The 12,969-nt window shown below is 62.6% G+C and carries 14 protein-coding genes; 9 read left to right on the top strand and 5 right to left on the bottom strand.

Going from position 1 to position 12,969, the window contains the following annotated elements; genetic code table 11:
* Positions 1-11: 11 nt before the first annotated feature.
* From EZM81_RS09950 to EZM81_RS09935, 4 genes are read right to left on the bottom strand one after another with little or no spacing between them, the layout of a single operon-like run.
* Positions 12-1,448: an APC family permease gene (locus EZM81_RS09950; protein ID WP_248298186.1), complete on the bottom strand. Its 1,437-nt coding sequence runs from the start codon at positions 1,446-1,448 to the stop codon at positions 12-14.
* Positions 1,441-1,626, bottom strand: coding sequence for a hypothetical protein (locus EZM81_RS09945; protein WP_135449686.1), 186 nt, complete (start codon positions 1,624-1,626; stop codon positions 1,441-1,443). The genes EZM81_RS09950 and EZM81_RS09945 overlap by 8 nt, the downstream gene beginning before the upstream one ends.
* A gap of 6 nt (positions 1,627-1,632) precedes the next feature.
* A complete protein-coding gene (locus tag EZM81_RS09940) occupies positions 1,633-2,010 on the bottom strand; it encodes a hypothetical protein (protein WP_135449687.1) in 378 nt (125 codons plus the stop codon).
* A gap of 2 nt (positions 2,011-2,012) precedes the next feature.
* The gene (locus EZM81_RS09935) at positions 2,013-2,300 is read right to left on the bottom strand and encodes a hypothetical protein (RefSeq protein WP_240784045.1); all 288 of its coding nucleotides are present in this window, start codon (positions 2,298-2,300) and stop codon (positions 2,013-2,015) included.
* A gap of 239 nt (positions 2,301-2,539) precedes the next feature.
* Here EZM81_RS09935 and EZM81_RS09930 point away from each other — a divergent pair, with 239 nt between their 5' ends.
* The 4 genes from EZM81_RS09930 to glnT are packed head-to-tail and all read left to right on the top strand — an operon-like array spanning position 2,540 to position 6,825.
* A complete protein-coding gene (locus tag EZM81_RS09930) occupies positions 2,540-3,436 on the top strand; it encodes a glutamine amidotransferase family protein (RefSeq protein WP_135449689.1) in 897 nt (298 codons plus the stop codon).
* A gap of 4 nt (positions 3,437-3,440) precedes the next feature.
* Positions 3,441-4,130 (top strand): GXGXG domain-containing protein, encoded by a 690-nt coding sequence (locus EZM81_RS09925; RefSeq protein WP_136645605.1) that lies wholly within the window; start codon positions 3,441-3,443, stop codon positions 4,128-4,130.
* Positions 4,131-4,139: 9 nt separating this feature from the next.
* Entirely contained in the window at positions 4,140-5,468 is a 1,329-nt protein-coding gene (locus tag EZM81_RS09920; RefSeq protein WP_135449692.1) for an FMN-binding glutamate synthase family protein, read from the top strand.
* Positions 5,469-5,517: 49 nt separating this feature from the next.
* Positions 5,518-6,825: a type III glutamate--ammonia ligase gene (glnT, locus tag EZM81_RS09915; protein WP_136645604.1), complete on the top strand. Its 1,308-nt coding sequence runs from the start codon at positions 5,518-5,520 to the stop codon at positions 6,823-6,825.
* Positions 6,826-6,875: 50 nt separating this feature from the next.
* Here glnT and EZM81_RS09910 read toward each other — a convergent pair whose 3' ends face one another.
* A complete protein-coding gene (locus EZM81_RS09910; protein ID WP_135449696.1) occupies positions 6,876-7,238 on the bottom strand; it encodes a cupin domain-containing protein in 363 nt (120 codons plus the stop codon).
* 113 nt (positions 7,239-7,351) lie between these two features.
* On the opposite strand from EZM81_RS09910, the gene EZM81_RS09905 reads away from it, so the two are divergent.
* The 5 genes from EZM81_RS09905 (at position 7,352) to EZM81_RS09890 (ending at position 12,718) form a co-directional block, all read left to right on the top strand.
* Positions 7,352-7,765 carry a universal stress protein gene (locus tag EZM81_RS09905; RefSeq protein ID WP_136645603.1) on the top strand — a complete coding sequence of 138 codons (414 nt, stop codon included), beginning with the start codon at positions 7,352-7,354 and terminating at the stop codon, positions 7,763-7,765.
* Between the two features lie 183 nt (positions 7,766-7,948).
* A complete protein-coding gene (locus tag EZM81_RS09900; protein ID WP_136645602.1) occupies positions 7,949-9,292 on the top strand; it encodes an NAD(P)-binding domain-containing protein in 1,344 nt (447 codons plus the stop codon).
* A 258-nt stretch (positions 9,293-9,550) separates the two neighbouring features.
* Positions 9,551-10,942 carry an ammonium transporter gene (locus EZM81_RS09895; protein WP_136645601.1) on the top strand — a complete coding sequence of 464 codons (1,392 nt, stop codon included), beginning with the start codon at positions 9,551-9,553 and terminating at the stop codon, positions 10,940-10,942.
* A gap of 15 nt (positions 10,943-10,957) precedes the next feature.
* Positions 10,958-11,119 carry a hypothetical protein gene (locus EZM81_RS18295; RefSeq protein WP_169052348.1) on the top strand — a complete coding sequence of 54 codons (162 nt, stop codon included), beginning with the start codon at positions 10,958-10,960 and terminating at the stop codon, positions 11,117-11,119.
* A 228-nt stretch (positions 11,120-11,347) separates the two neighbouring features.
* Complete coding sequence (locus EZM81_RS09890) at positions 11,348-12,718, top strand: ammonium transporter (RefSeq protein WP_135450745.1); 1,371 nt, start codon at positions 11,348-11,350, stop codon at positions 12,716-12,718.
* Positions 12,719-12,969: the final 251 nt, after the last annotated feature.

The following is a 12,969-nucleotide window of genomic DNA, read 5'->3' as shown; positions in this document are numbered from 1 at the left end:
GGCCGCGTCTCTCAGTAACCGCGGGGTTTTGGCCAGGGCATGGTGAATTGCGCCCCCCGGTTCACGAAGCGGTAACGCCAGAAGTGGAACCAGAGCGAAACCACGATGTAAAAGCCGATCATGGCCACCAGCTGCGTCCCGTAACCCAGGAACACCGCGAAGAAGGTCACGCCGCACAGAGTCAGCAGAGTGATGGCGGGGATCGGGTGGAACGGGTGTTCATAGCCGCGCTTGATCGTGTCGAGCGGCCACTTGCGGCGGAACAGGATGATGTTCAGCGGCATGAAGGTATACCCCAGCAGCCCCGACAGGATCGAGAAGGTGATGACCTGATCAAGCGGCGCGCCAAGTGCGAAGATCAGCGCAATCGGCACCAGGAACACGATCGCCCGATAGGGGGTGCGATAGCGTGGATGCACCGCGCCGAACCAGCCTGGCAGATACTTGTCACGGCCCATGGCGAACCAGGCGCGGCTGGCATCGTTGATGCAGCCGTTGGCGCTGGCCAGCGTGGCGAAGAGCGTTCCGAAGCCCAGAAGCCAAACGAGCGCATTGGACCCGGACAGTCGCGCTGCGTCGAACAGAGGCGCCACCGCCCCGTCCACACCATCGCCCAGATATTCCCATGGCAGGATGCCCGAGCAGACATACCAGGTCAGCGTGGCCGCGATCAGCAGCGTCATGATCCCCGCCAGCGTCCCGAACGGCAGCGCGCGGGCAGGCGAGCGGACTTCCTCGGCCGCCTGGGTGGTGCCTTCGATTCCAAGGTAATACCACAGCCCGAAATGCATCGCGGCAAGCACGCCAATCCAGCCATAGGGCAGTTCGTGGCCCTCGAACAGGGCTGCATGTTCCATGATCCCGCCGCCGAGGACGCCCGAGGTGGACAGGAACAATATGATGATGGCCGAGAAGGCGACGGCAGTAATGACCAGGTTGAAGGTCAGCGTCGCAAGAACCCCGCGATAGTTCAGCCAGGCCAGGAACATGATGACCAGGATGATGAAGGGCCGCTGGTCCAGTTCCGCCGCGTGCCCGGTCATCGAGGCCACGACCGAGATCAGGTAGCCTGCGGTGATGGCGTTCGCGGCCTCAAGCATAGTGTAGGCGAAGACGAGGTAGAGGCCGACGTTGAAGGCCATCAACGGCCCGATGATGTGCTTTGCCTGGGTGTATTGGCCGCCTGCCGAAGCGACGGTCGAGGTCACTTCCGAGTCGATCATCGCGACGCAGGAATAGAGGATCCCGGCGAACCAGCAGGCGATCAGCGCCGCGTAGGCACCGCCCTTTCCGACCGAAAAGTTCCAGCCCATGTATTCGCCGACCAGAACGATGCCGACCCCCAGCGCCCAGACATGGGCAGGGCCGAGGACGCGCAGAAGGCCGACCTTGGTGCCGTGCGGGCCCATGCCGTCCATCTTCTGCGAGGTGATGTCGAAATCAGCCATGGCGCGCCTCCCGTGCCTTGTGTTCCTCGGCGATGGCTTCGATCTCGCCCTCGCGGGACGACGTCAGCACATCTTCGGAGTAGGTGCTGTCGGTTCTCAGCCAGTCCACGACCATGTGCAGCGCCAGAAGCGCGGCGAGGCCCCAGGCCCCGTATTCAAGGTAGTTCCACAGGTCCATTGCGGCTCACTCCCCGAACTTTTCGGAAATGACCTCGCGGTATTCCACTTCGGAAAACCGCAGGATCAGGGCGTAGTAAAGGACGATGACCACGATCATCGTCACCAGCGCGCCGATCGAGAAGCTGTAGTCGAACCGGGCCAGGATCAGGTCATGGGCGCTTTCGGGCGTGTGGCCCAGCGCCTCGTATTTTGCGGCCTGGGCGGCATTCTGGCCAAGGGATTCCCAGGTCGGGTTCTCGACCGGAGCCGTGACGGACTTGGTCGCACCCGCAAGGTTGAGCCAGAGCGGCACGAACAGCGCGCCGACCGTCAGGACGACCAGAACGACGACATCGAACAGCTGGCTGGCCTTGCCCTGTCTGGGGGGGTGGTAATGCGCCATGGTCAATTCCTCCGCCCGCGGGCTTCGTCAAGGAACTTGATGTCGATGCCGTACATGAAGTCGCGGTCCTCGCGGTAATGCCGCAGCATCGCCAGGATCGCGGCCGTGTTCAGCACCAGGACAATGACGCCACCGATCAGCAGCAGGGTTCGGGCCTGCCCGTTCGGTGCCAGGGTCCATGTCGCAAAGGCTACGAAGATCACTGCGAACCACAGGCCGATCACGAACGCCCATGCCACGAGCATGTCGCGTTTGTGCATCGCCTCAATCCGCTGATTAAGGTCAACCACGATGTCCTCCCTTTGGGCTGTTGTGCTTGCCGCCCCCCGACGCAGCCCCGACGTCGTTTCCCTGCGCGGCAAAAATGTTTTCCGTAGGGAAAGGCAGCTGCGGCATTCTGTCAAGGAAAACTGAAGCTGCCTAATCCTTGTGCAGCACTTTTCCCGACAGGTGAAAAAAGTTTCTTACCAGTTGATACGCCGAAATCACGGTGCTAGCGTCATGCCAACATCGCAGAGGAGACGAATCCATGTGCGGCATCGTTGGACTGTTCCTGAAGGACCCGAAGCTTGAGCCGAAGCTCGGGGAAATGCTGACGGACATGCTGATCACCATGACCGACCGGGGCCCTGACAGTGCCGGAATCGCGATCTATTCCGGGGCGAAAGACGGGCTGGGCAAGATCACCATCCAGTCGGCCCACCCCGAGAAGGACTTCAAGGATCTGGATGGCGATCTGCACGACGCAATCGGCCAGCCGGTCGTCATGCTGGTGAAATCCACACATGCGGTTCTGGAAGTGCCGCTCGCGCAGATTGATGCGGCGCGCTCGGCTCTGGCGCATCTGCGCCCCGACGTGAAGGTGATGAGCGTCGGCGACTGCATCGAGATCTTCAAGGAGGTCGGCCTGCCGAAGGATGTGGCTGCCCGCTTCGAGTTGTCGAAGATGAAAGGCACCCACGGGATCGGACATACCCGCATGGCAACCGAATCGGCGGTCACGACGATGGGGGCGCATCCGTTCTCGACCGGGCCGGACCAGTGCCTGGTGCACAACGGCAGCCTGTCAAACCACAACGGCCTGCGGCGCGAACTGATGCGCAAGGGCATGACCTTCGAGACCCAGAACGACACCGAGGTCGCCGCCGCCTATGTCAGCCAGAAGCTGAAGGAGGGCGAGGATCTGGGCAAGGCTCTGGAATCGGGGCTGGAGGATCTGGACGGCTTCTACACCTTCGTCGTGGGCACCAAGAACGGCTTCGGTGTGGTGCGTGACCCGATCGCCTGCAAGCCCGCCGTCATGGCCGAGACCGACGACTATGTGGCCTTCGGGTCGGAATACCGGGCGCTGGTCAACCTGCCGGGGATCGAGAATGCCCGCGTCTGGGAACCGGAACCCGCAACCGTCTATTTCTGGGAGCGTTGAGGACATGCAGACCTTCGATCTGGGCAAGGAGGGCCTCAGGGCGCTCAATTCCGCGCTGCACGCGCTGAAGGGCCAGACCAACATGACCGACTGGGAGATCATCAATCCCAGGGGTGCGCATGCGATTGCCGCCGGGGTGGATGCCCCGGTCGACATCACTGTACGCGGATCGACCGGTTACTACTGCGCCGGCATGAACAAGCAGGCGACGATCCGCATCAAGGGTTCGGCCGGCCCCGGCGTGGCCGAAAACATGATGAGCGGCACGGTCATCGTGGATGGCGACGCAAGCCAGTATGCCGGCGCCACCGGGCGCGGCGGTCTTCTGGTCATCAAGGGCAATGCTTCCAGCCGCTGCGGGATTTCGATGAAGGGCATCGACATCGTGGTGCACGGCAACATCGGCCACATGTCTGCCTTCATGGCGCAATCCGGCAATCTGGTGGTCCTGGGCAATGCCGGCGAGGCGCTGGGCGACAGCCTTTACGAGGCACGGATCTTCGTGCGCGGCACGGTGAAGTCGCTGGGCGCAGACTGCATCGAGAAGGAGATGCGCGAGGAACACTACGTCATCCTCGAAGAGCTGCTGCGTCGCGGTGAGGCAGACGCAAAGGCGAAACCCGAGGAATTCCGCCGCTACGGCTCGGCCCGGAAGCTTTACAATTTCAACATCGACAATGCATCGTCGTACTGAGGCACAGGAATGACCGAATTCCCGAAAACCCCGCCCCGCTTCTCGGCCACCTTCACCCCGGCGGTGAATGCCGAAATCCGCCGCGCGGCTGCCTCTGGCATCTACGACATCCGCGGCGGTGGCACCAAGCGGCACCTTCCGCACTTCGACGACCTGCTGTTTCTCGGCGCGTCGATCAGCCGCTATCCGCTGGAAGGCTACCGCGAGAAATGCGCGACCGATGTCTGGCTGGGTACCCGCTTTGCGAAGAAGCCGATCCATCTGGACATCCCTATCACCATCGCCGGGATGAGCTTCGGCGCGCTGTCCGGCCCGGCGAAAGAGGCGCTGGGCCGTGGGGCGACGGCTGCGGGCACCTCGACCACCACCGGCGACGGCGGCATGACCGAGGAAGAGCGCGGCCATTCTAAGACGCTGGTCTATCAGTATCTGCCCAGCCGGTACGGGATGAACCCCGATGACCTGCGCCGGGCCGATGCGATCGAGGTCGTGGTGGGTCAGGGCGCCAAGCCCGGCGGCGGCGGCATGCTTCTGGGCCAGAAGATCAGCGACCGCGTGGCACAGATGCGCAACCTGCCAAAGGGAATCGACCAGCGCAGCGCCTGCCGCCACCCTGACTGGACCGGGCCGGACGACCTGGAGATCAAGATCCTCGAACTGCGCGAGATCACGGATTGGGAGAAGCCGATCTACGTCAAGGTTGGCGGGGCGCGTCCCTACTACGACACGGCGCTTGCGGTGAAGGCCGGGGCCGATGTGGTCGTGGTGGACGGCATGCAGGGCGGCACGGCGGCGACGCAGGACGTGTTCATCGAACATGTCGGCATGCCGATTCTGGCCTGCATTCCCCAGGCGGTGAAGGCGCTGCAGGATCTGGGCATGCACCGCAAGGTGCAGCTGATCGTCTCCGGCGGGATCCGGTCGGGCGCGGATGTGGCCAAGGCACTTGCGCTGGGGGCCGATGCGGTGGCCATCGGCACGGCGGCGCTGATCGCGCTGGGCGACAACGACCCGAAATGGGAAGAGGAATATCAGAAGCTCGGTACCACGGCGGATGCCTATGACGACTGGCACGAAGGCCGCGACCCGGCGGGCATTACCACCCAGGACCCCGAGCTGTACAAGCGGTTCGACCCGATTTTGGGCGGCCGGCGGCTCAAGAACTACCTGAAGGTGATGACGCTCGAGGCGCAGACCATCGCGCGGGCCTGCGGCAAGAGCCATCTGCACAACCTGGAGCCCGAGGATCTGTGTTCGCTGACCATCGAGGCGGCGGCCATGGCGGGGGTTCCGCTTGCGGGCACCAACTGGATACCGGGACGGAACGGCGGCTGGTAAGCCGCCGTTTCCCCATCATCACAAGAAAAGTCTACAGGGAGCGACAGTGATGGCGAAAGACCTTGCCAAATGGGCCAAGGAAAAGGGCGTCAAGTATTTCATGATTTCCTACACCGACCTGTTCGGTGCGCAGCGGGCCAAACTGGTGCCGACGCAGGCGATCAGCGACATGGCGGTGGACGGCGCAGGCTTTGCAGGCTTTGCGACCTGGCTGGATCTTACCCCGGCCCATCCTGACCTGATGGCGGTGCCTGACCCCGACAGCGTGATCCAGCTGCCCTGGAAGAAGGAAGTCGCCTGGGTCGCCGCGCGGGCGACGATGGAAGAGAAGCTGGTCGATCAGGCCCCGCGTAATGTTCTGGAAAGGCTGATCGCCGAAGCCGCGAAGGAGGGGCTTCGGGTCAAGACGGGCGTGGAGCCCGAATTTTTCATCCTGAACGCCGAGGGCACCGCCGCCTCTGACATCTACGACAATGCGGAAAAGCCCTGCTACGACCAGCAGGCGATCATGCGCCGCTATGACGTGATCAGCGAGATCTGCGACTACATGCTGGACATGGGCTGGGAGCCCTACCAGAACGACCACGAGGACGCGATCGGCCAGTTCGAGATGAACTGGAAATACGACGACGTGCTGGCCACGGCCGACAAGCACAGCTTCTTCAAGTTCATGGTCAAGTCGATTGCCGAAAAGCACGGCTTCCGCGCGACCTTCATGCCAAAGCCCTTCAAGGGGCTCACCGGCTCGGGCTGCCATGCCCATATCTCGGTCTGGACGCTGGACGGCAAGAAGAACGCCTTTGCCGACAGTTCGAAGGAGCTGGGTCTGTCCGATCAGGGCCGTCACTTCCTGGGCGGGATCATGAAGCACGCCAGCGCGCTGGCTGCGATCACCAACCCGACGGTGAACAGCTACAAGCGGATCAACGCTCCCCGGACCACCTCCGGTGCCACCTGGGCACCGAACACGGTGACCTGGACGGGCAACAACCGCACCCATATGGTCCGCGTCCCCGGGCCGGGCCGATTCGAGCTGCGCTTGCCGGACGGGGCGGCCAACCCCTATCTGTTGCAGGCGGTGATCCTGGCGGCCGGCCTTGACGGGGTGCGCACCAAGGCCGATCCGGGCAAGCGGCACGACATCGACATGTATGCCGAGGGCTGGAAGGTGAAGGGCGCGCCGAAACTGCCGTTGAACCTGCTGGATGCACTGCGTGAATACGACAAGGACAAGACCCTGAAGGCCATGATGGGCGAGGAGTTCAGCGCCGCCTACCTGAAGCTGAAGCACAAGGAGTGGAACGACTACTGCAGCCACTTCTCGGCCTGGGAAACCCATACGACGCTGGACGTCTGACCACTTACCTCAAGCCCCTGACTGGCCCCGGAGCGATCCGGGGCCCTTGTTCATTCCAGCGGAGTCTCTGCCGCAGAAATGTGGACGGCCAGCAGGCAGCCGGTCGGCGTGTAGGAATTGTGTTCGGTCCCATCGCGGTAAAACACCATGTCGCCCGCACGAAGGATCGTGCCGTCGCTTTCGTGCAGCTCTCCCTCGAGGATCAGGAACTGTTCGTGCCCGTTGTGGCGATGCCCGCGCGTCGTCATTCCCGGCGGCATGCGATAGACATGGAAGCCCTCGCCCGGCGGGCGGCTGTCATCCAACTGCAGGACCTCATCGCCCAGCGCAACCCCGTCAGGGTAGACAAAGGGCGTAAACTTGGCCGTGCGGATGTTTGCGATGCGTCGGTCATTCGGGTGGATCGGCTTCATTGGCGGCTCCGCTGTTTGCCTTTGAGTGAAAGAATTTTGACTCAAGTCAAGGCGACCGGCGTAGCTTCATGCCCTTTTCGGGGGCAAGTCAACGGATCAAAGGGGAGGTCGTGATGACCAAGAAGATACTTTGCCCGGTCGATGGCACCGATCATGCGGAAGTCGGTCTGATGCATGCTGCCGAACTTGCGAAACTGACCGGGGCACATCTGACGATCTGCGCGGTCAACCTGGCGCTCGGCGGCGCTCGTGGCCCGACGATCAACCAGTGGACCGATGAGGAGGCGCAGGCGCTTCTCGATAGGGCAGAGGCTGCGGCAAGGGCCGCGGGTGCCACCGACACCGCAACCGCCGTGCTGATTTCGCGTTCCGCGGCACCGGCGATCATCGCCTATGCCGAAGAAATCGGCGCCGACCAGATCGTGATGGGCACTGGCGACAAGCGCGGCGTCAAGCGGCTGGTGCTGGGTTCGGTTGCGGCCGAGGTCGCGGGGCAGGCCGGCTGCACGGTCACGGTTGCCCGCTGAAGCGGCATCTGCAGGTCTTGCACGCAAAAGTTGCGAATCGGCCCCACGGATGGGGCTTTCCTGGTCAGCGGGTTGTTTACCGGCAGGAAGAAGATTTGACACAGGCGCAACAATGCTTCTAGGCTTCGGCCCAAGACAACGCCGGCGAAGCGTTGCGGAACATGCCAACATCCGGAGGTTTACATGAAGAAAAGAGTAGCCGTCATTGGTGCGGGCCCCTCGGGCCTGGCGCAGCTGCGCGCGTTCCAGTCGGCCAGGCAGAAGGGCGAGGACATCCCTGAAGTGGTCTGCTTCGAGAAGCAGTCCAACTGGGGCGGGCTGTGGAACTACACTTGGCGGACAGGGCTGGATGAACACGGCGAGCCGGTGCATTGCAGCATGTATCGCTATCTGTGGTCGAACGGCCCGAAGGAGGGTCTGGAATTCGCCGACTATTCCTTCGAGGAGCATTTCGGCAAGCAGATCGCCAGTTATCCGCCGCGGGCCGTGCTGTTCGACTACATCGAGGGCCGGGTGAAGAAGGCCGGCGTGCGCGACTGGATCCGGTTCGAGACCACGGTGCGCATGGTCCGCTACAACCCCGAGAAAGGCAATTTCACCGTCACCGCGCATGATCTGAAGAACGACCGGATGTATGACGAGGAGTTCGACAACGTGGTGGTGGCCACCGGTCATTTCAGCGTGCCGAACGTCCCGGAATACCCCGGCTTCGACAAGTTCAACGGCCGCGTCCTGCATGCCCACGATTTCCGCGACGCGCGCGAGTTCGCGGGCAAGGACATTCTGCTCTTGGGCTCCTCCTATTCGGCCGAGGACATCGGCAGCCAGTGCTGGAAGTATGGTGCCAAGTCGGTGACGGTGGCCTATCGCCACGCGCCCATGGGTTTCAAGTGGCCGGACAACTTCAAGGAAGTGCCCAAGCTGGAGCGGGTGGACGAGAACACCGCCTACTTCGCCGATGGCAGCAGCAAGAAGGTCGATGCGATCATCCTGTGCACCGGCTACAAGCACCATTTCCCCTTCCTGCCCGATGATCTGCGGTTGAAGACGGCGAACCGGCTGGCGACGGCCGACCTCTACAAGGGCGTGGTCTGGGTCCACAATCCGAAGCTGTTCTATCTCGGGATGCAGGACCAGTGGTTCACCTTCAACATGTTCGATGCCCAGGCCTGGTGGGTGCGCGACGCGATCATGGGCAAGATCAAGATCCCCGAGGACAAGGCGGTGCTGCTGGCCGATGTCGAGGACCGCGTGGCGCGCGAGGATGCCTGCAAGGATGCCCATGACGCGATCCACTATCAGGGCGACTACGTGAAGGAGCTGATCGCCGAGACGGACTACCCCAGCTTCGACGTCGACGGCGCCTGCGAGGCCTTCTTCGAATGGAAGGAGCACAAGAAGCAGGACATCATGGGCTTCCGCAACAATGCCTATCGTTCGGTGATCACAGGAACGATGGCGCCGGTCCACCACACGCCGTGGAAGGACGCGCTGGAAGATTCGATGGAAAGCTATCTGCGGAACTGATCCGTTGCCCCTGCGCGCGAAGGCCCCGGCAGAGCCGGGGCCATTTTGTTTCTGATCAGGCAAAGATCGATGCGAAGATGGGCGGACTGTCTACCAAGCGCCCAATCAATAATCATTTCGTGTCCCGTTGTGCGTAGTTCCCGAAATAAAATTACCTTCGGCTGAGATTTGGGGCCCGGGCCTTTCGGGGTCGTGCTTAAGTCTTGTGTCAAGCCTCGGGGAAACATCGGGGCGGCGAGACATCTGGGGAGTGCAAGCATGGAAGAACAGATTGCCGCCCTTGCGGCGGAGTTGACCGCGCTGAGGGACGCGACGGCCGGGCTGAACCGGACGACAGCCGAGACCTTCTATTATCTGACGATCCCGCTGATGGTGCTGATCCATGCCGGGTTTCTGTCATACGAGATGGGTGCCTCGCGGGCAAAGAATGCGCTGGCCTCGGGGATCAAGAACATCCTGGCCTTCGCCTTCATCATTCCGACCTTCTACTATGCGGGCTGGTTCATCTACTGGGCCTTCCCGACCGGACTGTCGATGTCGGAGGGCCCGGCCGGAATTTCGGGCTGGGACTACGCAGTGGGTGCGGCCAGCCCGGTAGGTTCGGTCATGGGGCCGAGCGTCGCGGACAGCGCCACGGGCGTATTCTTCGGCGCCTTCGCCATGTTTGCGGCCACGACGGCCAGCATCATGTCGGGCAGCCTGATCGAGCGGATCCAGATCGTCGGGTTCACGATTCTGGCCATCGTGTTGGGCAGCTTCGTCTGGATTCTGGGCGCGGCCTGGGGCTGGCACGCGGACGGATGGCTGGTAACGACACTTGGCTACCACGACTTCGGCGCCTCGGGCGTGGTGCATGCGATTGCAGGCTTCTTCACGCTGGGCGTTCTGATCAACCTTGGCGCGCGGGTCGGCAAGTTCAACCCGGACGGATCGGCCAACTCAATCCCCGGCCATTCGCTTCCGGCGACGCTGGTTGGCCTCATGCTGATCATCGCAGGGTTCTGGGGTTTCCTCATGGCCTGCGTGATCTTCCCTGGCGAGCCGTGGTCCTGGGGGGCGGGCATCTTCGCCACGATCTATGGCACGCCCGTCACCCTGTCGGCGATGACCTTCAACATCCTTATGGGCTTTGCCGGCGGTGCCATTGCGGCATGGGTGGTCACGCATGATCCATTCTGGATGATGTCCGGCGCGCTGGGCGGCATCATCAGCGTTGCAGCGGGGCTGGATCTCTACTGGCCGCCAATGGCCTTCGTCATCGCAATGATCGGGGGCGTGATCATGCCCCTGGCCTCGCGCTTCATCGAGCGTCTGGGCATCGATGACGCAGTGGGTGCTGTGGCGCTGCACGGGGTTGTCGGTCTTTGGGGCGTGATCGCCGTGGGCATCTTCGCCAGCGGCTATCCGGCGCTGACCTCCGAAGGCGCCGCCACCATCTCGCTTGTCGGACAGATCACCGGGGCTGTGGTGATGGCGACGCTGGGCTTTGTGCCGGGCTACGTCGTTTCGCTGATCCTGAAGCAGCTGCGGCTTCTGCGGGTGCCGAAAGAGGCCGAGGTGCTGGGCCTAGACAAGGTGAAGGTTCCGGCAGTCGCCTATCCCGAAATCCTGGGTGAACCGGCGCGTGGGCCGGTGACCCCGGCGCAGTAAGAAAGGATGATGACGATGGTCGGAACCGATATCGCCGACTGGGCCGCGGTCGAAGGCCCGTATTATGCCGGGATGGGCAGCGAGGCCTTCTGGCTGGGCCTGTCGATGGTGCTGTGTGTTGCCGTTCTTGTGCTGGGCGCGCGGCACGAAAAAGCCGCCTACCGCAATACGAAATAGCGCAACAAGGCGGGCCCACCGGTCGGGCGGGCCCGACGCTTCCGGTCCCAAATTTTCTGCTGGAAGAAAAAAATTTCTTCGGGGGCAAAAATTGCTTTGTGACCTGCGCCAACTGCGCCAATCTGTCCGTACGGGCAAAACGCCCGACGTCAGGATGCTGGGTCACGCGGCGATGGTGTCGGGGCACCCGGTTCCTGCGTCAACAACAACGGGAACAGGGAGTATGACATGGAAAGCGAAACGATCGCATTCTATGCGGATCAGGTCAGCCTGAATTCGCTGGTCCAGAACGTCGTCTATGCCTCCGGCACCGTCGGGGCAATCCTCGTCGTTGTCGGACTTCTGCTGATCGACGCAGGCACCACACGGCGGAAGAGCCTCTTCAACTCGACAATCGAAAAGGTGATGGGCTTCTTTCTGGGCTTCACGGTCTATTACGTGATCGGCTTCGGATTCTGGGCCGCGCAATACTACATCATGGTGGACGGCACGCTGACCGACAGCCTGAAGGACTGGTGGATCGGTGGCGCGATGCTGAACGCGCTGGCACAGGAGGTTGACCCGGCGGTCTTCCCGGGGCTGAACTCGTTCCAGATCTTCGTGTTCTTCCTGGCGTGCTTCGCCGGGATCGTGAACATCCTGTTCCATTTCGCCGTGTCCGAACGGATGAAGGCCTCGGCCTACTATGTCATTTCGGTGGTGGCCGCCGTGGCCTCGTCGGTGCTCAGCTGGATCACCTGGGGTTCGGTCGGGCCGCTGACCAACGCGGGTTTCCACGACTTCTTCGGTGTCGGTTTCGTCTACATGTTCCCCGCTGGCATGGCGCTGGTTCTCGTGAACATGCTGCCCGCCCGCCCGGGCGTGTTCGAGGCACATCCCCGGGTGCCGGGCTATTATGCTCCGTCAATCGGGTTGGCGGCGACGGGCCTTCTGACGATCTTCGCCGGCTTGCCGATGATCATCATGTCCTGCCTGTTCTTCTTCGATCCCGAGGCGCTTGCGGTGTCGGTCACCATGGCCACGACCAGCGTCGGCGTGGCGCTGAACAACTACGCGCTGGCTTGGGCCGGGGGCGCGGTGTCGGGCATGATCATCGCCTATGCGACCCGGAAATATGCCTATCTGCTGCTGGGGCCCCTTGCCGGCTATGTTTCGGGGGCTTCGGGCTTTGACGTCTACATGCCGTGGCAGATGTTCCTTGTGTCTCTGGGCGCCCCGGTTGTTGCCTGGCTTGTGTATGAGTTCACGTTCAAGCGCAGGTTCGACGAGCACAAGCTGACGCCCCTGTTCATCGGGGCGGGCAGCTACGGTCTTATCATGCTGGGCATCTTCAAGTCCGGCACGCCGCGCGGAGGATACTTCGGCATCGAAGAGGGTGCCTACGCCTTCCAGCACGGCGAGATCAGCCTGATCATGCAGCTGGCAGGGATCGTCGTCTGCATCGGTGCCGGCGTGGTGACCGGCCTTGTCACGGCAGTCATCCTTAGGGCGACCATCGGACTCAGGGTCTCGGACGAGGACATGGCCGAGGGCCTGGATAGCCTGCGCTGGGGGGTCGAGACCGATGTGGTGACGAAAGAAGACCTGCCCCGCGCCTGACGGGAAGAAATGTGCACGTCCCATCCCCGGGCGCGGGACCAAGCGCCCGGGTGGTGGCAGCAGCCAATGGCCAACCTAGGGCCGACGGCATGCTAGAAGTCGGACGTGGTTTAGCCAGTGCAGCCCATCATTCATCCATGCCTGCGGCCTTGCAGGAGACTTTCAGATGACCTGGCCCAATCCTTTCCTGCTGCCTGTCCGGACCCTTCCGGCCATGCGCGTTGCGGCGATGGTCTGCCGCCGGTTCGGCA

This window comes from Tabrizicola sp. YIM 78059 (genome assembly GCF_004959785.1).
Classification (GTDB): domain Bacteria; phylum Pseudomonadota; class Alphaproteobacteria; order Rhodobacterales; family Rhodobacteraceae; genus Tabrizicola; species Tabrizicola caldifontis.
This window is presented reverse-complemented; position numbering and strand designations above follow the sequence as displayed.